At 69.2% G+C, this 22,933-nt stretch carries 19 protein-coding genes; 6 read left to right on the forward strand and 13 right to left on the reverse strand.

The window, feature by feature from the left end:
* Window positions 1-458 precede the first annotated feature (458 nt).
* Complete coding sequence (locus tag AB0N89_RS24995) at window positions 459-875, reverse strand: hypothetical protein (protein ID WP_364208421.1); 417 nt, start codon at window positions 873-875, stop codon at window positions 459-461.
* The gene (locus AB0N89_RS25000; RefSeq protein WP_364208424.1) at window positions 872-2,083 is read right to left on the reverse strand and encodes a hypothetical protein; all 1,212 of its coding nucleotides are present in this window, start codon (window positions 2,081-2,083) and stop codon (window positions 872-874) included. Before AB0N89_RS25000 ends, AB0N89_RS24995 begins: the two co-directional genes overlap by 4 nt.
* 236 nt (window positions 2,084-2,319) lie before the next feature.
* Here AB0N89_RS25000 and AB0N89_RS25005 point away from each other — a divergent pair, with 236 nt between their 5' ends.
* On the forward strand, window positions 2,320-2,889 hold the full coding sequence (locus AB0N89_RS25005; RefSeq protein ID WP_364208427.1) for a dihydrofolate reductase family protein: 570 nt from the start codon (window positions 2,320-2,322) through the stop codon (window positions 2,887-2,889).
* A 43-nt stretch (window positions 2,890-2,932) separates the two neighbouring features.
* Here the strand turns inward: AB0N89_RS25005 and AB0N89_RS25010 are convergent, their stop codons facing one another.
* The gene (locus tag AB0N89_RS25010) at window positions 2,933-3,325 is read right to left on the reverse strand and encodes a VOC family protein (protein WP_364208430.1); all 393 of its coding nucleotides are present in this window, start codon (window positions 3,323-3,325) and stop codon (window positions 2,933-2,935) included.
* 83 nt (window positions 3,326-3,408) lie between these two features.
* On the opposite strand from AB0N89_RS25010, the gene AB0N89_RS25015 reads away from it, so the two are divergent.
* A complete protein-coding gene (locus tag AB0N89_RS25015; protein ID WP_364208433.1) occupies window positions 3,409-4,623 on the forward strand; it encodes a cytochrome P450 in 1,215 nt (404 codons plus the stop codon).
* A 75-nt stretch (window positions 4,624-4,698) separates the two neighbouring features.
* On the opposite strand, the gene AB0N89_RS25020 is transcribed toward AB0N89_RS25015, so the two are convergent.
* Window positions 4,699-5,916, reverse strand: a complete 1,218-nt coding sequence (locus tag AB0N89_RS25020) for a phospholipase D-like domain-containing protein (RefSeq protein ID WP_364208436.1) — start codon at window positions 5,914-5,916, stop codon at window positions 4,699-4,701.
* A 263-nt stretch (window positions 5,917-6,179) separates the two neighbouring features.
* Between AB0N89_RS25020 and AB0N89_RS25025 the strand changes: the two genes are divergently transcribed.
* The gene (locus tag AB0N89_RS25025; protein WP_364208439.1) at window positions 6,180-7,781 is read left to right on the forward strand and encodes a helix-turn-helix domain-containing protein; all 1,602 of its coding nucleotides are present in this window, start codon (window positions 6,180-6,182) and stop codon (window positions 7,779-7,781) included.
* Between the two features lie 358 nt (window positions 7,782-8,139).
* Here AB0N89_RS25025 and AB0N89_RS25030 read toward each other — a convergent pair whose 3' ends face one another.
* Complete coding sequence (locus AB0N89_RS25030) at window positions 8,140-8,589, reverse strand: MarR family transcriptional regulator (protein WP_364208442.1); 450 nt, start codon at window positions 8,587-8,589, stop codon at window positions 8,140-8,142.
* Window positions 8,590-8,668: 79 nt separating this feature from the next.
* On the opposite strand from AB0N89_RS25030, the gene AB0N89_RS25035 reads away from it, so the two are divergent.
* Window positions 8,669-9,127, forward strand: coding sequence for a cupin domain-containing protein (locus AB0N89_RS25035; RefSeq protein ID WP_364208445.1), 459 nt, complete (start codon window positions 8,669-8,671; stop codon window positions 9,125-9,127).
* A 141-nt stretch (window positions 9,128-9,268) separates the two neighbouring features.
* On the opposite strand, the gene AB0N89_RS25040 is transcribed toward AB0N89_RS25035, so the two are convergent.
* Window positions 9,269-9,616, reverse strand: coding sequence for a tetratricopeptide repeat protein (locus tag AB0N89_RS25040; protein WP_364208448.1), 348 nt, complete (start codon window positions 9,614-9,616; stop codon window positions 9,269-9,271).
* A 187-nt stretch (window positions 9,617-9,803) separates the two neighbouring features.
* The gene (locus AB0N89_RS25045; RefSeq protein WP_364208451.1) at window positions 9,804-12,491 is read right to left on the reverse strand and encodes an AAA family ATPase; all 2,688 of its coding nucleotides are present in this window, start codon (window positions 12,489-12,491) and stop codon (window positions 9,804-9,806) included.
* Between the two features lie 76 nt (window positions 12,492-12,567).
* On the opposite strand from AB0N89_RS25045, the gene AB0N89_RS25050 reads away from it, so the two are divergent.
* On the forward strand, window positions 12,568-13,704 hold the full coding sequence (locus AB0N89_RS25050; RefSeq protein ID WP_364208454.1) for a hypothetical protein: 1,137 nt from the start codon (window positions 12,568-12,570) through the stop codon (window positions 13,702-13,704).
* Window positions 13,705-13,706: 2 nt separating this feature from the next.
* Here the strand turns inward: AB0N89_RS25050 and AB0N89_RS25055 are convergent, their stop codons facing one another.
* Window positions 13,707-16,139, reverse strand: coding sequence for an NB-ARC domain-containing protein (locus AB0N89_RS25055; RefSeq protein ID WP_364208457.1), 2,433 nt, complete (start codon window positions 16,137-16,139; stop codon window positions 13,707-13,709).
* Window positions 16,140-16,413: 274 nt separating this feature from the next.
* Entirely contained in the window at window positions 16,414-17,391 is a 978-nt protein-coding gene (locus AB0N89_RS25060) for a WYL domain-containing protein (RefSeq protein ID WP_364208460.1), read from the reverse strand.
* 76 nt (window positions 17,392-17,467) lie between these two features.
* Between AB0N89_RS25060 and AB0N89_RS25065 the strand changes: the two genes are divergently transcribed.
* Window positions 17,468-17,806, forward strand: coding sequence for a nuclear transport factor 2 family protein (locus tag AB0N89_RS25065; RefSeq protein ID WP_364208659.1), 339 nt, complete (start codon window positions 17,468-17,470; stop codon window positions 17,804-17,806).
* A 48-nt stretch (window positions 17,807-17,854) separates the two neighbouring features.
* On the opposite strand, the gene AB0N89_RS25070 is transcribed toward AB0N89_RS25065, so the two are convergent.
* The 4 genes from AB0N89_RS25070 to AB0N89_RS25085 all read right to left on the reverse strand — a co-directional run bounded on the left by AB0N89_RS25070 (window position 17,855) and on the right by AB0N89_RS25085 (window position 22,931).
* The gene (locus AB0N89_RS25070; RefSeq protein WP_364208463.1) at window positions 17,855-18,784 is read right to left on the reverse strand and encodes a hypothetical protein; all 930 of its coding nucleotides are present in this window, start codon (window positions 18,782-18,784) and stop codon (window positions 17,855-17,857) included.
* Between the two features lie 126 nt (window positions 18,785-18,910).
* Entirely contained in the window at window positions 18,911-20,308 is a 1,398-nt protein-coding gene (locus AB0N89_RS25075; protein WP_364208466.1) for an amino acid permease, read from the reverse strand.
* A gap of 698 nt (window positions 20,309-21,006) precedes the next feature.
* Window positions 21,007-22,212, reverse strand: coding sequence for a class I SAM-dependent methyltransferase (locus tag AB0N89_RS25080; protein WP_364208469.1), 1,206 nt, complete (start codon window positions 22,210-22,212; stop codon window positions 21,007-21,009).
* Window positions 22,209-22,931: a DUF2238 domain-containing protein gene (locus tag AB0N89_RS25085; protein WP_364208472.1), complete on the reverse strand. Its 723-nt coding sequence runs from the start codon at window positions 22,929-22,931 to the stop codon at window positions 22,209-22,211. Before AB0N89_RS25085 ends, AB0N89_RS25080 begins: the two co-directional genes overlap by 4 nt.
* Between the last annotated feature and the right edge of the window lie 2 nt (window positions 22,932-22,933).

Consider the following 22,933-nt stretch of genomic DNA (forward strand, 5'->3'; position numbering starts at 1 on the left):
TGCCCGGTGAAGGCCCCGTGGACACGACGAAGGCCCCGAGCGGAATTACGCTCGAGGCCTCGCCTGAGTGCGCGGGCTAGTTCCAGCTAGACCGCAAGTCCCTGCTCCACCGCAACCACGCAGAAGGGCTTCAGGACCCTCACCGCCCCACTCACGGGCGGAGAAGACAACGCACGGAGACCCGGCGACACGGACAGCGGCATACGACGCGGCGACCGTGTGACGACAGAGGTGGTCATGATGCCTCCAATCCAGGCCGGGGACTTTCCGTGGCTTGCGAGAACAAGAATGCCGCGCCCCTCTCCGAGGAGAGTCCACTCGTGGACACCGGACACTCGATTCCCGAACTCGTGCAGGTCAGCAGTGTGGCAGATCCGTCCACAAAGATCACGTGGACATTCGTGGACACCTATCGATGAACGCCCGGGCCTTTCGTGTTCGGGGGATCCCCGTCCGCGTCAGAGGTCCTCCATGTACGGCCGGTCGAACCAGTCGTCCTCCTCGTCGCGCCGTCGGGCCGGCCGGGATTCCCGCGGCGGCTCGGCCACGGCACGCAGTTCCGCCTCGGCGGCCTCGACGTCCAGATTTGCCAGCTCGTCGACCTCGCGGCGCACCGCCTCCTGGGCGTGCGCGCGCAATTCCCGGAGCTCGGCAGGCGGGATCTTGTCGAGCAGCCGGCGTAGGGCCGCGCCTTGGGCGGAGAGTTCGTCGGCGACGGGCCGGTGCGACAGGAGTTCGCGCGATTGCCGCTTGCCCGCCAGGACGTCCTTGGCGAAATCGGCTCCGGCCCCCGTTCCGGACGCGGCCAGCAGTCGCAGCATGTTGTGCCGGGCGGCAGGCCAGTGGGGGCTGTCCGCGGGATCGATGGATGTCATAGCCGCGCCCCCTGTCCGCAGTTCGCGTGCGGATGGTCGTAGGTGAAGGGCCAGCTGGGGAGCTCGGTGGTGCGCGCGGTGGCGCGGGTCGCGTCGACGATGCCCCAGCCGAGTTGGAACTGGTGTGACAGGGCCAGGATGGCGCTGATGGTGGTGCGGATGACGCCGGTTTGGTCGATGGCGGCCATGATGAGCGCGGCGAGCTGTTTGACGTCGCCGTTGAAGAGCCCGAGCAGCTTTTTGCCCGTGGTGAGTGCGTCGATGACATCGAGAATGAACCCGAGGACGTCCTTGCCGGACTTCGCGGCCGCCGTCGCCCCTTTGGTGTAGATCAGCAGCAGGATGTCGACCAGGGCGCCCAGGCCGTGCTTGAGGTCCTGCATCAGGTGGTACGCCGCTCGGGCCAGGCCCTCGATGGCGTCGCCCGCCGCGCCGCAGTATCCGGACAGGTCCAGGCACGCCTCGTGGTACTTGTCGAGCCAGTCCTTGGCGGCGTCGGCCGCGCGGCCGATCCATTGATCCTGGATGCCGTACCGGCCCTGGTTGATGTTGGCGGCGAGGCCGGCGAACCCGGATTCGGTGTCGCGGAAGAGGACCGCCTGCTCCTGCAACGCTTTCCAGTCGCCGATCACGGCCTGGGCGGCCAGGTGGAAGATGTCCACACCGGTGAGGTCCTCGATGAACCCGGCCACGTCGCCCAGCGTGCCGCCGAGATCGAGGATCTCCTCGGCCGCTTCCCCGGCCTTGACCGGCCACCAGTCCGGGTTGTCGATCTTCTCCTGGCTCGGGCCCGGATAGTTCACGGGCGCCACTTCCCGGAAGGAACCCGCGGACGCCGGATCGCGGACCTCGTCCCGGCCGACGCGTTCGACCTCGATCTCCTGGAGCATCCGGTCCAGTTCTTCCACCTTGGCGCGTGCGGTGTCGCGGTACCAGACGGACGCGCAGTGGAGTGTGTCGCCGGCGGAGACACCTGTGCCGAACGCGATACCGAGGTGGTTTCGCGTGTCGCTCTGCCAGCCGTCCAGCTTCGGCCAGATCCGCGCGAGCAGCCCCTCGCCGTCGTCGCCGGTGCGGCCGCCGTCCACGATGACGGTGCGGAACGCCTGACGGAAGTCGCCTGCCCCATCTCCCTGTCTTCGGACGAGGCCGGCGAGTCCGTCCAGCGCCTCCGGCCGCACGAAGAACCCCGCTCCGGCTTGCACCATCGATCCGCCCCCTTGCTCCCCGGCCGCTCGACCCGCCGGGTCGATGTGGCACTTGAGGGTAGGATGTCACATTTGCCGGAGCGGTTCCATCGGAGCGCGGAGGGCGGCCGGTGCGTCGGTGAACGAGATCTGCGGCCTTCTCGGGCAGGGGGTGATGTCGAGGCGGCCGGATCGGCTCCGACCCCCTCCGTGAAGGCGCCGGACGGCGGCGCTTCGGAGGCGAAGGAGGCCTTGTGATGAGCAAGGTGGTGCTGGATGTGTCGATGTCGCTGGACGGGTTCACCGCCGGACCGAACGTCCGGGCCGAGGAGCCCATGGGCGACGGCGGCGAGCGGCTGCACGAGTGGATGGCGGGGGAGGGGCCCGACGCCCGCGCTTTCGAGGAGATCAACGCGATCGTCGGGGCCACCGTCATCGGGCGGCGCACCTTCGACCTCGGTCTGCGCCCGTGGGGCGGCACGCCGTGGCCCGGCGCCCCCGCCTTCGTGGTCACGCACCGGACCAGGGAAGACCTCCTCGGCGACAACGGCGGCACGTTCGCTTTCGACGGTCTGGAGGCCGCGGTCCGGCGCGCCAAGGACGCCGCCGGGGACAAGGACGTGCTGGTGATGGGCGCGGACGTCGCCGGGCAGCTGCTCGAAGCGGGCCTGCTCGACGAAGTCCATCTGCACATCGCCCCGGTGGTGCTGGGGCAGGGGACCGGCCTGTTCTCCGGCCGCCTGGGCGAGCTGGTCCCGCGGGGCGAACCCGTCACGGGGATCGCGACCCATCTGCGTTTCCGCGTCGGGCGCGACATCGCGGGGTGACCGCCGGGTCGAACCGAGCGACGCTCGTGGAGGCTCCGGGCGGTCAGCCGAGACCTTCGGGGGTGACCAGGCAGAACGGGTGTCCGACCGGATCTTCGTACACGCGGTAGCCGATGGGCTTGTCGGAACCGTCGAGCAGACGCCCGCCGAGGGCGAGGACCTCCCGTTCGGTCTCGTCCAGATCGGCCACGAGCAGATCGAGGTGCACCTGCTGCGCGGGCTCGCCCCGCAGCCAGTCCGGGCGGACGAAATGGTCGGTGCGATGGAGAGCGAGGTCCGGCTGGCCATCGCCCAGCGCGAGGTGCACGTGGTCCGCGCAGTCCTTGGTCCGGCTCGCGCCCAGAAGCGCCTCGTAGAAGGGTGCGAGCGCTTGCGGGTCGGGGCAATCCACCACCACGACGGCGATCCGGGGTCGCGGCTTGGGAATATGAGGCATATCACATCCTATTTGTCCGATTGCCGGGGTCTCCCGCGCCGACATGCTGCGAACGCACGAATGGCCGACTCAGGGAGGATTCCATGACCGAAGACGAAACAGTGCCCCGGTTTCCGATGGCTCGCGCGGCGGGCTGCCCGCTCGCTCCGGCGCCGGAACTGACCCGGCTGGCCGAGCGTGAGCCGGTGTCGCGGGTGCGGTTGTGGGACGGCGGCACGCCATGGCTCGTCACCCGGCACGAGGACGTGCGCGCGGTGCTGGCCGACCCGCGCGTCAGCGTCGACGCCACGCGGCCCGCCTTCCCGCACACCAACGCGGTGAGCAAGGCCCGCGACACCCGGATGAAAACACTGATGCAGATGGACGCGCCGGAACACACTGCCCAGCGACGACTGCTGACGCCGGAGTTCACGATCAAGAAGATGGAGGCCCTGCGGCCCCGGATCCAGCGGATCGTCGACGACCTCGTCGGAGAACTGCTCGCCGGTCCCCGACCGGTGGATCTGGTCGAGGCCTTCGCGTTGCCTGCCCCGTCGCGGGTGATCTGCGAACTGCTGGGCGTGCCCTACGCCGACCGCGACTACTTCCAAGGAGTCGCCCGCACCCTCGTCATGGACGAACGCGATCCCAAGAAAGCGTTGGCCGCCGGCGAACAGCTGAACGCCTATCTGGAGAACCTGGTGCTGGAGCGGGACGCCGAGCCCGGTGACGACCTGCTCAGCACGTTGACCGTCGAGCAGTACCGGACCGGTGCGATGACTCCCCGCGAGATCGCGACGCTGGGCCAGCTGCTCCTGGTCGCCGGACACGACACGACCGCGAGCATGATCACCTTGGGGACCGTCGCGCTCCTGACCCATCCGGATCAGCTTCACGTCGTCCGTGACGCCGAAGACCCCGCGGTGGTGGCCAACGCCGTGGAAGAGCTTCTGCGCCACCTGTCCGTCACCCACACCGAGGCCCGCCGTGTCGCGCGGGAAGATCTGGAGATCGGTGGCCGGCTCATCCGCGCCGGCGAGGGCATCGTCGCGGTGAAGAGCACCGCCAACCGGGACCCCTCCGTCTTCCCGGACCCCGGCGCTCTCGACGTCCACCGCAAGACCCGTCACCATCTCGCTTTCGGCTACGGACGGCACCTGTGCCCGGGTGCCCCGCTGGCGAGAGTGGAGCTTCAGGTCGTCTACCGCACGCTGTTCCGCCGTGTGCCGACCCTGGCGCTGGCGAAACCGCCGAGTGAATTGGAATTCGACGAGAACGCGATCTTCTACACGGTGCGGGAGTTGCCCGTCACCTGGTGAACGGGGGAGGGCAGCACGCCGTCGCGTGCTGCCCTCCCTTCGCCGCCCTCCCCGACGTTCTCGACCGGCGGACCGCTAATCCTCGTCAGCGGCGCCGGTGTTCTCCTTCGGCACCATGAGCTTGCAGTCCCCGGAGGACTTGATCTCCTGATCGGTGGCGGCGGCCACCTGGCCGAAGTTCTTCACGAAGCTGTCGTGGATCCCGTCGTCGTCCAGGATCCGGATGACGTTCTCGTCGTTGTCGTGCAAGGACGGATTGTTGAAGTTCTGGCTGCCGGTGAAGACGACCTTGGTGCCCGGCTTCAGATAATCGCCCTCGATCATCATGTTCTTCTGGTGGATGCCGTGCTTGTTACCGGCTTTGAAGCCCCGAAGCCGAATTCGATCCGGCTTCCCCTGCACCAGTTTCTTGCACGAATCCTCGGTCATCCTCAAGGCGACGATGTCCACCGAGCAGCCCTGGGAGGCCAGCGAACGCAGCTTTTCGACGACCTTCGTCCGGGTCAGGGACCACACCCCGATGCGGATCTTCGTCTTCCCCGACTGGCAGCCGACCTCCTTCAAGGAGTTCTCGACGGTGTCGTTGCCTTCGGCCTCGCGCCTCGGATAGAAGTAGCTCTTGGTGTTCCCGGTGACGACGGGTGGATGCGCCGCGTAGTAGTCGGGGTCCGGCTTGGCCCCGTCCGCCACTTTCCGCAGATCGGCGAAGTAGCCGTTGTACCTGGCGAACAGACCCGCGTTCCCGACGTCGGTGTAGTAGCTGTTCCAGCCGCCCTTTCCGCCTGTCGTGTTCTCGCTGAAGTTGGCCGAACCGGTCGCGACCACTTCCTTGGCGTCGAGCGTCCTGTCGAACAGGAAGAACTTGTTGTGCATCGCGTTCGTGCCGTTGCACCCCCGGCCGTCCGCGCAGCTCTTCGCCCACGAATTCTTGTCGCCGGTCTTCGCGAGCCGGTTCTTCAGGTCCTGGTAGTTCGGGTGGTCCGCCGCCGTTTCGTTGACCACCACCTGGACGTGGACCCCGCGCTCCGCGGCGTCCGCGAGCGCGTCCGTGATCGGCGCGTCCCGGAGCAGGTATTGCGCGGTCTTGATGGTCGAGTTCCCGGCGGCGCCGCGGATCAGCTTCTCCAGGTACTCGACGATCTGACCGCCGCCCGGCGTGTTGAAGTCCGCCCGGGTGGTCAGTTGCGGCGCTGCCGCGGCGACGGCCGGGGCGCTGGTCATGCCCGCCGCCAGCAGCGCGGTCGCCAGTGCCCCGATCCGCAGACGCGACCGGGTCGTCCTGTGACGTTCCATCTCGTTGTTCCCCCTGTGGTGGTGCTTCCCCTCCGACCGCTCAAACGCTGCCGAGCGCGGGACACCCTGGCAAGCGAAACCGTGCAGAGCGGGACAGTGAGACGAAACCCCCCTTCTGACCTGCGATGACGTCGCGCCGTGAGACGCGATCCGGTGAAGTCGCCCGACGAGCGGCTCGCGATGGGACACTGGTTGTCCGCTCAGGAGCCCCGGCGGGCGGTTGAGCCGGGGACCGGCACGCGGCGCGGAGGGGGCTCAGCGGTATGGCGAGCGAGGCGGCTGTCGCGCTGACGGCACTTCTCACCGACCTGAAACAGCGGAGCGGGCTGAGTTACGAACAACTCGCCCGCAAGGTGCACCTGAGCCGGTCGACCGTGCACCGCTACTGCACCGGGCGGAGCCTGCCCGCGACGTTCGCGCCGATCGAGACGATCGCGACCGCGTGCCGCGCGAGCCGGGACGAACTGGCGAAGCTGTACCGGCTGTGGGAGCGAGCGGACCGGGGCGAGGCCGTCGTCCCGGACCCACCCGTCACCCGCCCGCCCGATCTGGCGGCGGCCCCGCGGAGGTGGCCGGGCCGGCGGCAGCCGCTGACCCACGTCGCTCTCGCGGCGGTCCTCGGGGTCGTCCTGCTCGCCGGTGGTGCCATGGCCAATCCGCCCGACCGGCGGGAGCCCGCCGCCGCTCCCGCGATCCAGGCGTCGATGTGGACGAACGCGCCGCGCCCGCTCGAGCCGGAGTTCGTCGGGGTGACGACGAACTCCAACACCGGGCAGATGCCAGCCTTCCGCGTCGGATCCGTCCGGTTGTGGAACACGCGCACCCGGTGGCAGAACCTGGAACCCTCGCGGGGCCGGTACGACTGGAAGACGCTCGACCGGCTCGTGACCGGCGCGCGCGGCGCCGGTCTCCCGGTGACCCTGACCTTCGGCGGCACCCCGTCCTGGGCGAGCCCGAACAGCCCGAAGTCGGTCTTCACCGACGACTCCCGCGCCGGCCCGCCCGACGACCTCGCGGACTGGGACCGCTTCGTGCGCGCTGTCGCCGAGCAGTACCGCGGCCGGATCACCGCTTACGAGCTGTGGGATCTGGCCAATCACCGGGACTTCTTCACCGGTTCGATGGCCGATCTCGCCGAGATGACGCGCCGGGCGAGTCAGGTGATCAAGGCCGTCGACCCGGCCGCGACCGTGGTGTGCCCGTCGATGGGCGAGCTCTGGGATCCCGCGGCCTTCGACGGACTGCGGCGGTTCGCCAGGCTCGGCGGCTACGATCACTGCGACGCCGCCGCGGTGAAACTGGCTCCCCGCAACGATTCCGATCCGCCGGAGACGATGCTTCCGTTGGCGGAGGAGATCGAAAAGGCGCTGCAGGAAGCCGGGGCCGGTATCAGGCTGTGGAGCACCGGCTCGGCGTACGACGTGAACAGGCAGCGATCCGTGGACGCCGATCGGGGTGCGCGGCACGCGGTCCGGTTCTTCCTGTCCGGGCTCTACGCGCAATACCGCCGCATGTACTTCTACAACTGGGGCAGCGCCAAGATCCCCATCGTGCTGCAACCGGCGGGCGGCCCGCCCACGAAGGCCGCGCGGCACGTGGATCGCCTGCACCACTGGCTGGCGGGAAGCCGGATCCACGCGTGCGGGCAGGGTCGTGCGGCCGGGCTGCCCGAACACCTCTGGCAATGCCGGTTCGACCAGGGCGGCCGGACGTTCCTGATCTGGTGGACGATCGACCGGTCCGAGCGGATCCCGGTGGCCTCGGGCGCCACCGCCGTCGAACATCTCGACGGCACCGGCGAAGCGGTCACGGCCGGCGCCGAGGTCACCGTCACCGGAAGCCCGATCCTGCTCAGACTTGGTTGAGGGCGTGTAGCAGGCGGCGAAGCGGGACGGCAGGGCGAAGCCCCATCGCCCGGCTCGGCGCGATGAGGGGAGAAGCTACTCGCCGACCACCGCCGCCCGCATCGCGTGCTGAACGATCTCCCAGACGTTCCATGGGGCCTGGACACCTCGATCGGCGTAATCGCCGGCGCGGACGGGCAACCGGGGACGCCGCAGTCCTCGTCGGGATCGGTGTTCGAGCCGTGCTCGAACTCGTAGTGGAAGCACACGTAGTGCATCCGCTCGAAGGTCTCGAAGCGGTCCCGGCCCGACCGCGCCCGCCGACCACACCTCCGGCACGTCAAGGCGTTGTCTTCACGAGGCATCGGCGGATCATCGCTCACGAGTCGAGCGTTTCGGAGACGGCGCGCATCGCGCGTCCGACCGCCCGCAGGTCGTCCGGTTCGATCACGTCGACGAAATGCTCGCGGACGGTGCGGAGGTTGTCCGGCGCGGCGCGGCGCAGGGTCTCGTGCCCCTCGTCGGTGAGCCGGGCGCGCACGCCGCGACCGTCGTCGGTGGTCGACTCCCGCCGGACCAGGCCGCGCACCTCCAGTCCGTTGACGCGGTGCGAGAGCCTGCTGCGCGAGTAGTACGCCGATTTCGCCAGGTCAGCCATGCGCATCGAGCCGTCGCCGGTTTCGGACAACCGCACCAGGAGTTCGTACTCCGCCAGGGAAAGCCCGTGCTGCTCGCGCAGCCGCCGGTCGAGCAGGTCGACGAAGCGGACGGATCCTTCGATGAACGCACGCCAGTCGCGCTGCTGGTCGGTGTCGAGCCAGTCGGTCACGGCGCCCACGGTAACAGTTGACGACTTCAACCACTTCGGTCTAGCTTTGGTTGAAGTCTTCAACTAGATGGGGATCGTGATGACGAACGAAGCCTGGGTGATGCAGGAGAAGGACGCGGAGGTCGTCGAGAGGCCCGCGTTGTGGTTGCTGGCCGACGGTGAGCACACGGGCGGGCACCTCGGCGCGAACCGGCTTTCCTTGCGGGCAGGGGAAGCCGGCACGAAACCGCATTACCACGAGAAATCCGCGGAGGCCTTTTACGTGCTCGACGGGGCACTGCGGATGTTGGTGGGCACCGAGATCGTCACGGTCGAGCGAGGCGGCTACGTGGTGATCCCGCCGGGCGTCCGGCACGCCTTCGCCGCGCCGCCGGACACCGCCGCCGACGTGCTCATCACGCTGGCGCCCGGTGTCGAACGGTTCGGGTATTTCCGTGCGCTGCCCGAGATCCTGCGCGGAAACGTCGCTCCGGAGGAGGTCGAGCGCCTCCACGAGCGATACGACGTCCACTTCGTCGACGCGCCGGAATGGGACTGACCGGCGCTCACTCGCTCTCGTGGACCTCCGGGTCGAGGATGACGCGTTTGATGGGAATCCTGGACCACGGTGGCCCGGGCCGGAGTGCGATCACGGTCCAGCAGTTTCATCGTGACGCCCTTCCGAGCGGACCGCGCGAGCTCACGAGGTTTCTCGTTGTCCCGAGTGGTAGAGCATCACGCCGTGGTTCACGCGACGGCCGAGGGTGATCGGATCGTGCTCGCCCAAAGCGGCCGCCGAAGCCTCGACGAGCGCTTGCTGCTGTTCCGCCGCCTCGCGGACATTGCCGGAATCGAGCAAAAGGTAGGCCAGCAGGCTTTGGCTGAACAGGGTTTCCGAATCGGTCTCGCCGAGAACGCGGGAGCAATCGTCTTTCGCGGCGCGCAACTCGCTTTCGGCCTCCTCCATTCGGCCTACCCGATGCAGGGCGAAACCGAGAAGATTCCTGGCCTTCAACGTTTCCCGATGATCCGCGCCGAACCGGTCCATGACGAGAGCGACCGCGGCCCGGCGTGCTGGGATCACATCGTTCTCCGACATACTGCCTCCCCTGATGTCGAAACGCTCACTCGATTCGAGAGTACCGACATCTTCGCCACTTATGATCTCGTCGCGCCTTCCCGGGAGGCGCGATCATGACGAAAGCGTTCCCCGCGTGGACGATCATCGAGGCCGCTCAATCCGGGGAAACGAGATCGGGCATGCCCCTGAGCTGCCGGCGCGAGGTGATGCCGAGTTTGCGGAAGATGTTGCGGAGATGGGCGTCCACCGTGCGGGGGCTGACGAACAGGCGCGTCGCCACCTCTTTCGACGTCGCGCCCGAGGCGACTTGGCGCGCGATGTGCATCTCCTGCATGGTCAGGTGATCATAGGAGTGTTCGGAGCGGCTGCGCGCGACTTCTCCGGTCGCGCGCAGCTCGTCGGCGGCCCGCCGGGTGAACGCCTCCAGCCCGATCCTCGACAGCTGTTCGTGCGCGGTGCGCAGGTGTTCCCGTGCGTCGCGTCGGCGGCCCGCGCGGCGTAGCCATTCCCCGTACAGGAGGTGCGCCCGCGCGAGGTGCGTGGGGAGCGAGCTGCCCGTCAGGTGTCCGAGCGCCTCCAGGTAGTCGTCTTCCGCGTCGCTGACCAGCGCCCGCGCGCCCGCCGCCACGCCGAGGGCGAAGCCGGTTCCCGCGGGTTCTGTGCGCTGTGCCAAGGATTCCAGCGCGGACCGGGCGACGGCGTGCTCACCACACCGGACGGCGGCTTCCACCAGTTCGGGCAGCGCGATGCCGGTGAGGAAGAGATCCCCGCTCGACACGGCCCGCGTCGCCGCCTCCAGCGCGGCCGGATAGTCGGCGAGGCCGTTGTACAGCACGGCCGTCGCCCAGTGGGTGTTCGCGGCCAGCTGGCCGTTACCCCGGTTCGTCGCCTCGGCGGACAGGGCGAGCACCTCCTGACGGCGGCCGCGCAGCGCCGCGAGATGCACCCTCGGGTAGAGCTGCGGCGGATCGCCGACGGCGTCGGCGATCGCTTCCTCCTCGGCGATCGCGGCCATCGCCCGCCCGAAGTCGCCGGTCAGCACCGCGTGCATCGCCACCTGGGACAGCCCGAGCCGGATGGTCATCGGCGCTCCCGTGTCTCGTCCGGTCCGCACCAGCCAGTCGACGATCGTCCCGTGCAGGCCGATGTCCCACAGTTCGCCCGCGAGCAGGGTGGCCAGGGCCGGTGTCCGGGTCCAGCCGGCGTCGTCGCCGGTGAGGACCCGGCGAAGCGACGGCAAACCGGCGTGGTGCCCCTCGGTGGTCAACCGCACCAGCGCGTCCAGGAGATCCGGCGTTCGCGACGCCGCCGGTGCCGAGCGGGCCGCGTCGAGCACCCGGTCCAAGACGCCCGCGGCCCGGCCGACGACGAGCCCCATCTCCAGCGCCGCGATGAAGTACCCGCGTGCCCGTTCCGGATCGACGGTCGCGAGCCGTCGCGCGGCCCCCAGGATGAGTTCCGGCCCCCGGACCGCCCCGTCCGCGCCCTGGACGAACGCGATCCGTCCGCGCATCAGGTCGACGGAGGCGTGCTGGGGGACATCCAGCTTGTCGATGTCGATGCTGGCCAGCAGGTCCGCCGCCGCGTCCGTCCCGCCCGCTTCGAGCGTCGTCCGCGCGGCCGCGAGCGTGCGCTCGATCTGCTTGCCGGGATCGAGCGACAGGGCCGCCGCGCGTTCGAGGAACGCCGCGGCGGCCGCGACACCACCACGGGCCTGCGCCCGGGACGCCGAAAGTTCCAGTTCCGCCGCGACCTGTTCGTCCGGACCGATCGTGGCCTGAGCCCGGTGCCAGGCCCGCCGGTCCCGGGCGGTGTCCGGATCGGTGGCCTCGGCCAGCGCCCGATGCGCGGCCCGCCGCAGCTCCGGTTCCGCCGCGCGGTACGCGGCCGAGCGCGCCAGCGGATGACAGAAGCGCGCACGCGTGCCGAACACGATCAGCCCGGAGGTCTCGGCGGCGGCGCTCGCGGCGGGCACGTCGAGGGCCAGGAGCCGCGCGGCCGCCCACAGCAGACCCGGGTCGCCGGTGGGATCGGCGCTCGCGAGGATCAGCAGCCGCCGGGAGTCCGGCGGCAGTTCCGCCATCCTGGCCAGGAAAATCCGCTCGATCCGGCTCGCGATCGGAGACGGCTCCGGCAGCGCGAAGCCGCCCGCTTTCGGCAGTTCGATCAGGGCCAGCGGGTTTCCGCGCGCCTCGGCGAGCAGACGGTCCCGCACCCGCTCGTCCAGTGTCACGGTCTTCTCCTCGGCCAGCAGGGCATGCGCGTGCGCGTCGCTCAGCCCGGCGATCGTCAGCCCGGGCAGCTCGTCCAGCCCGCGGACCGGCTCCTCGTCACGGGCGGCGAACACCATCGCGATCGGCTCGGCCGCGATACGCCTCGCCAGGAACGTCAGCGCCCGCGCCGAGGCGGTGTCGAGCCAATGCGCGTCGTCGACCACGCACAGCAGCGGATGTTCCGCCGCCGCGGCGGCCAGCAGTTCCAGGGCGGCGAGACCGACGCGGAAGGGGTCCGGCGCGCCGTCGGCCAGCCCGAACGCGACGAGAAGGGAGTCGCGGTAGGGCGCCGACAGCGTGTCGAGATGCGCCAGCGCCGGGACGCAGAGCTGGTGCAGCGCCGCGAACGGCAGCTCGCCCTCGAACTCGGATCCGGACGCGCGGATGAGCTGGACACCCTCCGGTGCCGCGCTTTCGACGTGGTCCAGCAGCGCGCTCTTGCCGATGCCCGGCTCGCCGCGGAGGACGAGCACTCCGCCCTCGCCCCGGCTCGCGGCGCGGACGAGAGCGAGAAGGCGATCGCTCTCGTCTCGCCTGCCGACGAGCGGACGGGAGGACGTCGAGGGCATGCCCCGAACCCTAGCGAGGCGATGGAGGCGATCGCCGCCGACGCGAACGCGGGCGGGCCCGCGCGATCGTTGCGGCATGACGACACGAGCGACGGAACGGACTTCACGCGGGGTGGCGATGATCGGCCTGGCGACCGCCATGTTCCTGGTCATCCTCGACGCCGCGATGGTGAACCTCGCCGGCTCGGCGATCCGGCGGGGGCTGGGGCTCATCGCCGCCGAACTCACGGTGGTCGTGGACAGCTACCTGGTGACGTTCGCCGGTCTGCTGTTGCTCGCCGACGTGCTCGGGGCCAGGAGGGTGTTCCTGACCGGAATGGCCGTCTATCTCGCCGCGTCGGCGTTCTGCGCGCTGGCCACCGGCGGCGGGATGCTGATCGCCGGGCGGATCGGGCAGGGGATTGGGGCCGCGGTCCTGATGCCCGCCGCCACCACGATGGACACCTCCCTCCTGACACCGCTGCCCGAAGCCGCCGGAGAGGAGACCGGCGTCGCATCGGCGGACGAGATCGATCAGCAGGCGAACACCTTCAGCGTCGACTCGATCGAGGTCGGTCATCCGTACCCGGGCAAGGTGCTCGGCCGCAATGTCCTGTTCTCGGCCCACGACCGGGCCCTGCGCGAACGCGCCCGGGTCCGCACGCGGCTCGACGACACTCGCCGCGGCCCACCCGGGCAGCACCGACCTCGCCGCGATCGCGACCGCCGCCGGGGTGCGGGTCCACGTGCTCGACCGGGACGGGACGTGGACCGATCACGGCCCGGAGACGGGACGGCCGGTGCACATCCTGCGTGCCGAGGCCGACGGAGCGGAGACCTACCTCGGCACCCGGGAGAACGTCCACATCGGACGCCCTTCCGGTGCTTCTGCTGGTGGTTGTTCATGGTGACCGGGGAACGCGTGCCGTTTACTGATTCCAGAGTCGCAGAACCCGCTCGACACCAAGGAGTTGACGTGTCGCTACGAATCCAGGGTCTCCACGGTCGCGCCGCCGGGGCCGAAAAGAACATGGTGGCCGTCTACGTCTCCCGCGACGACATCCGCGACCTGGACGCCGGTGAACTCGGCGGCCGGATCGCCGCGGCCGCCGGGGTGCCGAGGGCGGGCGCGGCCACGGCCATCGCCGAGTTCGAACCCGCGCCCCGCTACACCATCCAGGACGTCCTGCTCGGGCACATCACCTGGGACGAACTGACCCGCGCCTCGGCCTGACGCTACGACGCGTTGAGGCGGTCGGCCAGCTTTTCCCGGAGCTTGCCGCCCTCGGACCGGCCGAGCCGGTCGCAGAGACCCAGCGCGCGTTCCCGGTCCTCGCGCGCCGACGCCGGATCACCCATCTCCTCGGACAAGGAGGCCCGATCGCAGAGCGTGTCGATCTGGGCCTGTGTCAGCCCGATGCGCTCGTAGACCTCCTCGGCCTCGGTCAGGCGGCGGCGCGCGTTCTCGTGGTCGCCTTGGCGGCGCAGGAACTTCCCGGATTCCTGGAGCGCGCGGGCCTGGCCCATCCCCGCGCCGTGGCGGCGGAACAGGTCGAGCGCCGTCTCGCAGTGGGAGAGGGCCCGGTCGATCGCGTCGAGCGCGGCCAGGTTCTGGGCCGAGCGCAGCAGGACGTAGGCGTAGTTGGTGTCGTCCACCGGAGTGCGCGAGCCGCCGTGCTCCTGCGCGAAGTAACGGACGCACGTGTCGAACTCTTCGGCGGCGTCGTCGAACCGGCCGTTCCGGTACCAGTACGAGGCCCGCATCGTCCGCGCCACGTGGACGCCGAGCGGATAGCCCGCCTCCTCGAACAGGCGCGCGGCCTCGTCGAACAGCTTGGGCGACGTGGTGAGGCTGGAATCGCGGGCGTGGGCGCTGGTCAGGTACACCCGGGCCCAGCCCTGTTCGCGGCGGTCGCCCGCCTCCTCGGCGGCGTCCCGGGCCCGACGGGCCATCTCGACGGACTCCTCCGCCTGATCGCACAGCGAAGACTGCACCCAGGCCAGGTAGTTCAGATGGACGGCCTCGTCCCGTTTGCTGCCGATCGCGACGGCCGAGTCCACGGCGAGCGCGAACACGTCGCGCCAGGTGTTCGCCGTCCCGCCGATCTCCGAGTACCAGTGCATGGACTCGGCCAGGTCGAGGACCGGCCGATGGCCGCCCCGGGCGGCGAGGTTCTTGACCGCGGCGAGCCAGTTCTTCAGCTCGACCTCCAGCCATCTCCCCGCTCTGGAGTGGTCGTCGAACGACGACGTCGCGACCGGCGGCGGGCTCACGCCGTCGGTCGGATGGAAGTAGCGGCCCGCCGCGGTGGCGGTGCGCACCAGCCAGTCGGCCAGCCGGTTCTCCGCGGCCTCGACGACTTCGGGGGCTTCCTCCCGGGCGAGCCGTTCGGTCGCGAAGACCCGCAGCAGGTCGTGGAACTGGTACCGGCCGTTCTCCGGCGACGTCTGGAGCAGGCTCGCGTCGGCTAGTTCCTCCAGGAAGACGGCGGCGTCGTCCTCGTCGGCGGCTTCGACGAGCGTCATCGCGGCCCCGACGGAGAAGTCCGCGGCCGGCACGAGTGAAAGCCGCCGGAACACCGCGGCCGCGTTCGGGCTGAGCTGGCGGTACGAAAGCTCGAACACGCTGCGCACGTCGAGATCGCCGGCGGTCAGCGTGGTCAGCCGCCTGCTGCGGTCGCGCAGCTGATCCACCAGGCGCGCCAGCGGCCAGGTGGGGCGGCTCGCCAGCCGGTTGCCCGCGATCCGCAGCGCCAGCGGCAGCCGTCCGCACAGCGTGACCAGTTCGAGCGCCGTCTGCCGCTCCCGCGAGACCCGGCTCGCTCCGACGATGGACGACAGCAAGGCGAGCGCGTCTTCCTCGCCGAAGACGTCGAGGGGGAGCCTGCTGGCTCCTTCGAGTCCCACCAGCATCTGACGGCTGCTGATCAGGGTGAGACAGCGTGGCCCGCCGACCAGCAGCGGGCGGACCTGGGCTTCGTCGGCCGCGTCGTCGAGCACGATCAGGGTGGCCCGGTCCTGCAGGAGGGAGCGGCACAGGCTCGCCCGGTCGTCCGGATCGGCGGGGATGCGGACGGCGTCGATGCCCAGCGAGCGCAGGATCAGGTGCAGGACGTCCGCCGGGTTCGAGGGTTCGGCGGACATCCCGCGCAGCTTCAGGAACAGCCTGCCGTCGGGGAAGCCGGCCGCGAGGTTGTGCGCCGCGCGGACCGCGAGGGTGGTCTTGCCGGTGCCGGGAGGCCCGCTCAGGATCGCGACCCGTCCCGCGCGGCGGCGGCCGTCGCACAGGCCCGCGGAGAGGGCGCGCAACGCGTCGAGGTCGCCTTCGCGGCCGGTGAGGTCGTCGACGTCCGTCGGCAGGACGCCGATCAGCGGCGAGTCGTAGATCCCGGACGGAGCGGGCGCGGCGACCGGCTGCGCGCGTCCCTGCCTCGCGACCTTCTGCAGGGAGGTCAGCTCTTCGTCGGTCAGCGACAGCGACGTGGCCAGCGCTTCGATCGTCCGCCGCTGGGGGCTCTTGGCGATCCCGCGTTCCATGTCGCTGATGGCCCGGACACTGACCCCGGATCCTTCGGCGAGTTCCTCCTGCGTGAGGTTCGCACGAACGCGGTAACCCTTCAGCAGCGCCTTGAAAGTGGTGGCTGCCTTTCCCAAGGCGGCGTTCGTCATGGGCGAATTATCCACAACGACCCTGCCCGCTCAACTCGACCTCGGAGCCGGGAAAAGGGGTTTCACCACCCTCCGTCGCGGTGCCGTCGACTGCCGGGCGTGACCGTTCCGAGGGGGCCCGGGAGCGTGATCAGGCCGAACGCGGAAGGAAGATGACGGCCGGGAGAACTCGATGTTGCCAACGGTCGCGCGGCACGGTGACGGGAGCGGTCCGTCGTCACCGAGCGTAGTCCGGTGTAACGATCGTCACGAGGGCACTCACTGTCCACAATGGTCAGCCCGGCCGGACGCGGTAACGGGTGGTGATCGAGGTGGCGCGGTCGCGCAGGGAGGCCCGCAGCCAATCGGGTGACAGTGCTTCCGCGTCCATGGCGAGTTGCCACAACGCCCATTCGGCGTGCCGGGTGTCCTGGAAGGTCACCTCCATCCGCAGCCAGCCGTCCGCGTCGGGTTCCTCGGCGAGGACGGCCAGCGCGGTGCCCACCAGTTCTTCCCGCCGCGCCGGGCGCACCCGCGCCAGCACGGAGACCTGGTCGCCGCCGGTCCGGAACCGCGTGCTGCGCTCCTGCCAGGCCCGGTCCAGATCGACCCGGTCCGCCCGTCGCGCGGGTTCGGGGAGTTCCTCGGCCGCCCGCAGCCGGGACAGCCGGTACGTGCGGTCTTCACCCGCTCGCGTGGCCAGGAGGTAGCCCTGATCGCGGACGGTCACCAAGCCGATCGGGTCCACCGTGCGCCACCGCGGCTTCTGTCCCGCGGCCGCGTAGTGGATGCGCAGCTTGTGCCCGGCGAACACCGCGCGCCGGACTTCGGACACGATCGCGTCGGGCACCTCCTCGGCGGTCACCCGGCGCGCGAGGAGGTCGGTCTCCGGATCGACGAGCAGCCGCCGGGCCGCGCCCGCCGCGGTGTCGCGCTGGGTTTCGGGCAGGGCGTCGACCACCTTGAGCATGGCGGAGGCGAGCGCCGAGCCGAGGCCGAACGCCTGCGCGCCACGCCGCGACCCGGCGATCAGCAGGGCGAGCGCCTCGTCGTGGTTCAGCCCGGTCAGCTCGGTCTGGAAACCGGGCAGCAGGGCGAAACCGCCGTGCCTGCCGCGTTCCGCGTAGACCGGGACGCCCGCCGCGGACAGCGCCTCGATGTCGCGCAGCACGGTGCGGGTGGAGACCTCCAGTTCGCGCGCGAGCGTCGTCGCGGACAGCCTGCCGCGGTGCCGCAGCAGCAACACCAGGGAGACCAGCCGGTCGGCACGCATGCGAAAACCCTAACGGAATACACGACACAGGATGTCGTGTATTCCTTGCGAGGCTTCTCCCATGACAAGCAGGACTGTGGCCACCGAGCCGAACGATCTGGGCAGGTTCTTCATCGAACGCGGCAACGCGGGCGATGTCGAGGGTCTGGTGGCGTTGTACGAACCGGACGCCGTGCTGGCGTTCCCGCCGGGCACCCTCGCGACCGGCCACGCGGAGATCCGCAAGGTGTACGAGGAGTTCGTCGCGGCCGCGCCGGAACTCCTGCCGGGCAGGCAGCATCCGGCACTGGTGAGCGGGGATCTGGCGCTCACCGCGTCCACGCTGACCACCGGCGAGATGACCGTCGAGGTCGCCCGCCGTCAGCCGGACGGGTCCTGGCTCTGGGCCCTGGATCAGCCGGTGTTCGTCCCGTAACGAGGCGGTTCGCCGGTGACGGGCGCGTGCCCGTCACCGGCGACGGCGTCAGAGCGTGCAGTTCCTGGCGGTGCCGGTGTTCACCTTGGCGCCGGTGAACTCCTCGATGATGGCGACATTCTCCGGGGCGTAGTTCTTGGCGACGATCTTGGCCACGTCCGCGCTGCCGAGTTTGGCGGCGTAGGGCTCGGATCGGGCCAGCCAATACGCGGCGCGGAGGAATTCGACGAGCACGAAATCGCGCAGTTCCGGCTGGGCCTTGATCTTGGCCCAGTAATCGGGATACTTCGCTTTCGCGACGCGCAGATAAAGCTGGAGATAGCGGATGTTGGTGGCGACGATGTCCCTGGCGTTGCTCGCGCCGATTCCTTGGATGAACTCGGCGACGACGGACGCCGCGGGCAATCCCATCAGCCCGGCGTTGAGTTCGGCGATGACGCCCTGAATGCGATACGACCCCTGCTGCTGGTCGCGCAGATAGATGTCGTCCATCGACTTGGTGAGATTGTCCGTGATCAGCGGCAGGATCTCGCGGCGGGCGAATCCGCCGTGGATCGGGACCTTCATCGCCTTGCGGGAGGCGTTGATCCACGCGGAGACGTAGACGTCCCAAGAGGTTCTTGAAGGATCCAGGTCCCACATGTGGGTCTCTTCGTGGATCGCCACCATGAGGGACTCTGCCAGCGCGTTGAAGCTGGTCTTGGTGACGAACTGGCTGAAGTACTGGTCCTTGGCCTGGGCGATCGCGAGGCCCTCTCCGCTGGGCCATCGTCGTTGGTAAACGCCTTGGATCGTTTGCAGCCACTTCGAGGAAGTGAAAGCGGCTTTGAGGTCACTCACGTCGGCATTCGGTTGTACGGGCTCTTCATAGCAGAGAGGAGCACGTACTTTCGTCGTGTCCTGCGCGGCCTCGGCGACAGGGAATTGAGTGAGGGAGAGGGCGAGGCATGCGGTCAGTACGGTAATACGATTGCGCATAGGGACCTCGGTTCACGGTAGGGTTTTCCGTGGGTCGGAACGCAGTGTCCCCTACTCGTCACTCCCACATCAATGATCCAGCCCGTACTGCGGCTGGACAGGCTAGGAATTATGGCGGCGAACGGGCTATTCCGCGGCCAGCCGGGATCGGCGCACGCTGTAACCGAAGTAGATCAGCAGGCCGAGCGCCATCCAGCCGCCGAAGACGATCCAGGTGGCGCCGTCGAGGCTGAGCATCATGTAGCCGCAGCAGAGCACCCCGAGGATCGGCGTGACGGGGGCGAACGGCACGCGGAACGAGCGCGGCGCCTCCGGCTGACGGCGTCGCAGCAGCAGGACGGCGATGTTCACCAGCCCGAAGGCGAAGAGAGTGCCGATGCTCGTGGCGTCGGCCAGTTTCCCGAGCGGGATGAACGCGGCCAGCGCCGCGACGAAACCGGAGACCACCAGGGTGTTGATCCGCGGGGTGCCGGTCTTGGGGTCCACTTTGGACAACGCCGCCGGGACCATGCCGTCACGGGACATCGAGAACAGGATGCGCGTCTGCCCGTAGAGGACGGTCAGCACGACGCTGGAGATCGCCACGATCGCGCCGACGGCGAGCAGCGCGGCCCAGAGCGGGTTGTCGGACACGGCGCCGAGCACGTGCGAGAGCGCGGCTTCCTGGCCGTCGAACTCCTGCCACGGCAGCGCGCCGACGGCGGCCACGGCGACCAGGCAGTACAGCACGGTGACGATGGCGAGCGAGAGCAGGATCGCGCGCGGCAGGTCACGCTGCGGGTTCTTCGCCTCTTCGCCCGCGGTGGAGGCCGCGTCGAAACCGATGTAGGAGAAGAACAGTTTCGCGCCACCGGCGCTCAGCCCGGCGAGGCCGAGCGGCAGGAACGGGGCGAAGTTCTCCGCCCGGACGGCGGTGAACGCGATCACGCAGAACAGCACCAGCGTGCCGATCTTGATCACGACCATGATCGCGTTGGCCCGCGCGCTCTCCTTCGCGCCGGACAGCAGCAGGACCATGGCGAGCAGCACGACGAGGATGGCCGGGACGTTGACGATCCCGCCCGAACCCGGCGGCTGGCTCAACGCGTCCGGGATGGCGAAACCGAACGTCAGCCGCAGCAGCTCGTTGAGATACTGGCCCCAGCCGACCGCGACCGACGCCACCGAGACGCCGTATTCGAGCACCAGGCACCAGCCGCAGACCCAGGCGACCAGCTCGCCGAGGGTGGCGTACGCGTAGGAGTAGGACGAACCGGACACCGGGATCATTCCGGCGAGTTCGGCGTACGAAAGCGCCGAGAACAGCGCGGTGACGCCGGCGAGCACAAAGGACAGCACGACCGCGGGGCCCGCCACGGGGACCGCTTCACCGAGCACGACGAAGATCCCGCTGCCCAGCGTCGCACCGATGCTGAGCATGGTCAGCTGGCTGAGGCCGAGGGAGCGCTTCAGCGTGCCGTGATCACTCTCGGCGATCAGGTCGGCGACCGGTTTCCGCCGCATCGCCGCGGCTCGCAGATTCATGCCGACGACCGTATCTGCCGCCTCGCGCGCCCCTCGCAGGGTGGTCAAGTGGGTCGTGAGTGGTGAGTGTCGTTCTAGCGGACTCGTATGTGCTTGCCCACTGGTACGACTGGCGGTCGTGTGTGGAGGATTGGGGTGAGGCTTGTGCTGGATGCCGGTGCGGGCGAGCGGGGAAGATTCCGGCCGTTGAACGTCCGGAATCTTCCCCCGTCACGTCGTCTGCCCTCGGTCGTGACCGGCACGATCTTGATCAACGGTGGATCCGGGACACTCGACGTCCCGATTCCTGCATCGTCGAGTCCGGCAGCCGCGGAACTGCTAAACCTCGCGCAGGTCAGGTGAGTGGTGAGTGTCGTTCTAGCGGACTCGTATGTGCTTGCCCACTGGTACGACTGGCGGTCGTGTGGGGAGGATTGGGGATGTTCAACGTCCTGATCTTTCATGCTCGGCTTGTCTCGGTGCCGAGTGGAGCGGGGGAAGATTCCGGACGTTGAGTGTCCCGGATCCCCTGTTGATCAAGGCCCGAGATCGTGCGACCGCGCGACGATGGAGGAATCGGGACACTCAACGTCCCGATTCCTCCATAGTCGAGCCCGGCGGACTCTCGCGCAGGTCAGGCGTGGGTAGTAAATACTGGTCCGCTCTAACGCGACTTACCACTCACGACCCGCCCGGCCGATCCGGTACCGCCGCCCGTCTTACCGCAGTCCGGAAAGGAACTCCACGATCCTCCGCAGCCGTGACGGTCTCGGCCCTGGATCGGCCGTCCGCTCCGCGACCAGGTGGTAGGCCTGCAGCGAGTTGACGTTGAACGCGTGTGTCCCGCCCCACAGGAAGAGCCGGAAAGCCCGGTAGGTCTCCTCGCCCCACTGCGCGATGACGTCGTCCTTCGCCGCGTCGAGTCGCTTCGCCCACTCCAGCATCGTCAGCTCGTAGTCGCGGGTCTCCCTGGTGACGTCGAGCACCTCGAAGCCGTGGTAGAGCATCTCGGCGACGACGTCCTGAAGCGTCATGTAGGTGTGCGTGCCACCCCAGATGTGATCGCGGGTGAACGAGCTCACCGAGAACTTCTGGATGGAAGCGGACGCGTCGAGGTAGAGCCGCCCGCCGGGCTTCAGCACATCCCAGGCCTTCGCGGCGAAGCGCCGGTAGTTCGGGAGGTGCTCGATCACGCCGTAGATCACCGCGTGGTCGTACGGCTCGGCGGGACGATGGACGAGGAAGTCCTCCAGCAGGACCTCGCCCTTGATCCCGTTGTCGTCGATCAGCGCCCGGATGTGGTCGGCGGAGTCCTCCGCGATGGTCAGGGTCGTGACGTGCACGCCGCGGGCGCCGCAGTACTGGCTGACGCCGCCCCAGCCGCCGCCGATGTCGAGCAGCCTGTCGCCCGGCTGGAGATCCAGCGCCGAGAACATCGTCTCCAGCTTGTGTTCGGACGCCTCCTCGATCGTCTCGCCGGGATGCTGGAACAGGCCTTGCGAATAGAAGCGGAATCGTTTGTCGATGAAAGTCAGATAGAAGTCGTCGCCCCGCCCGTAATGCGCGGACACGGCTTGTTTGTTCATTTTGAGCGGCGAACGCGCGAAGTCGTAGAGGAAGCGCAGCCGCTGTCGCAGCGGCACGTCTTCGCGCAGGGAGGCGCGGACCCCGAACAGCGCCCCGAGATCGCCTTCGACATCGATGTCACCGGATACGAAGGCCTGCCCGATCGCCAGTTCGGTGAGGGGTGTCCGCAGCGCGTCGTCCGTACGGAACCTCAGCCGGTAGCACGGCTCGCCCATGCCGACCTCCACGACGGAGCCGTCGGGCAGTTCGAGGGTGCCCGGCAGGTCGGCGGAAGCCAGCAGGGCGGCGAGGCCGGTCCGGGGGAGCGCGGTGCGGCGGGTCGGTGCTGCCTTCGTCACCTGTGCGATCTTGGTGCCGACCTCGAACGACGGTCAAGAGGAAACCGTTGGAGGAGCGGGGAAAGCGGCCCGAGGGGGCAACGATCTCTGTGCGAACAGGCAGGCGACCGCCCGGCCAGTTGCCGATCGTGTACCCGGCGCCAGACCAGCAGGGAGAGCACCGCGCCGCACAGGCAGAGGAACATGTCCCATTGGGTGTCCCAGACATCGCCCTGGGTGGCGAGGAAATCGTCCGCGCCCGACCCCGCGACGAGCGCGCTGAACCATTCCACGAACTCGAAACAGGCCGAGATCGCCAGGCAGACGCAGACGGTCAGGAACGAGGTCCAGCCACCGGGCCGCAGCGGCGTCCGGCGCAGGAGCACCTCCCGGACGGCGATCGCGGGGACGAAGCCCTGGACGAGGTGGGCGAACCGGTCGTAGTTGTTCCGTCGCGTGTCCAGCCAAGCCTGCACCCATTCCCCGATGGGGGTTTCGGCGTAGGTGTACTGCCCGCCGTAACACAACACGATCGCGTGAAACACCAGCAGCCAGCAGAGCAGCCGGGTCAAGGGAAAGCGTCCGCGCAGCGCCACCACCAGCGGCAACCCGATCAGGACCCAGACGACCTCAAGCAGCCATGTGCCCGGCGACTTCGCCTGGATCCCGGTCACCACCAGTGCCGTGACCACCACGACGGCCAGCAGGATCCCTTCGACCCGGCCGACTCCGCGAACCACGA

It is taken from the genome of Amycolatopsis sp. NPDC089917, assembly GCF_040684635.1.
Taxonomy (GTDB): domain Bacteria; phylum Actinomycetota; class Actinomycetes; order Mycobacteriales; family Pseudonocardiaceae; genus Amycolatopsis.

What these genes read in the sequence shown, in the direction of transcription:
- AB0N89_RS25070 (WP_364208463.1), bottom strand. Translation starts at nt 18,784, where the DNA reads ATGCGCAATCGTATTACCGTACTGACCGCATGCCTCGCCCTCTCCCTC.
- AB0N89_RS24995 (WP_364208421.1), bottom strand. Translation starts at nt 875, where the DNA reads ATGACATCCATCGATCCCGCGGACAGCCCCCACTGGCCTGCCGCCCGG.
- AB0N89_RS25040 (WP_364208448.1), bottom strand. Translation starts at nt 9,616, where the DNA reads ATGGACCGGTTCGGCGCGGATCATCGGGAAACGTTGAAGGCCAGGAAT.
- AB0N89_RS25005 (WP_364208427.1), top strand. Translation starts at nt 2,320, where the DNA reads ATGAGCAAGGTGGTGCTGGATGTGTCGATGTCGCTGGACGGGTTCACC.
- AB0N89_RS25000 (WP_364208424.1), bottom strand. Translation starts at nt 2,083, where the DNA reads ATGGTGCAAGCCGGAGCGGGGTTCTTCGTGCGGCCGGAGGCGCTGGAC.
- AB0N89_RS25015 (WP_364208433.1), top strand. Translation starts at nt 3,409, where the DNA reads ATGACCGAAGACGAAACAGTGCCCCGGTTTCCGATGGCTCGCGCGGCG.
- AB0N89_RS25035 (WP_364208445.1), top strand. Translation starts at nt 8,669, where the DNA reads ATGACGAACGAAGCCTGGGTGATGCAGGAGAAGGACGCGGAGGTCGTC.
- AB0N89_RS25060 (WP_364208460.1), bottom strand. Translation starts at nt 17,391, where the DNA reads ATGCGTGCCGACCGGCTGGTCTCCCTGGTGTTGCTGCTGCGGCACCGC.
- AB0N89_RS25010 (WP_364208430.1), bottom strand. Translation starts at nt 3,325, where the DNA reads ATGCCTCATATTCCCAAGCCGCGACCCCGGATCGCCGTCGTGGTGGTG.
- AB0N89_RS25075 (WP_364208466.1), bottom strand. Translation starts at nt 20,308, where the DNA reads ATGAATCTGCGAGCCGCGGCGATGCGGCGGAAACCGGTCGCCGACCTG.
- AB0N89_RS25045 (WP_364208451.1), bottom strand. Translation starts at nt 12,491, where the DNA reads ATGCCCTCGACGTCCTCCCGTCCGCTCGTCGGCAGGCGAGACGAGAGC.
- AB0N89_RS25050 (WP_364208454.1), top strand. Translation starts at nt 12,568, where the DNA reads ATGACGACACGAGCGACGGAACGGACTTCACGCGGGGTGGCGATGATC.
- AB0N89_RS25025 (WP_364208439.1), top strand. Translation starts at nt 6,180, where the DNA reads ATGGCGAGCGAGGCGGCTGTCGCGCTGACGGCACTTCTCACCGACCTG.
- AB0N89_RS25020 (WP_364208436.1), bottom strand. Translation starts at nt 5,916, where the DNA reads ATGGAACGTCACAGGACGACCCGGTCGCGTCTGCGGATCGGGGCACTG.
- AB0N89_RS25055 (WP_364208457.1), bottom strand. Translation starts at nt 16,139, where the DNA reads ATGACGAACGCCGCCTTGGGAAAGGCAGCCACCACTTTCAAGGCGCTG.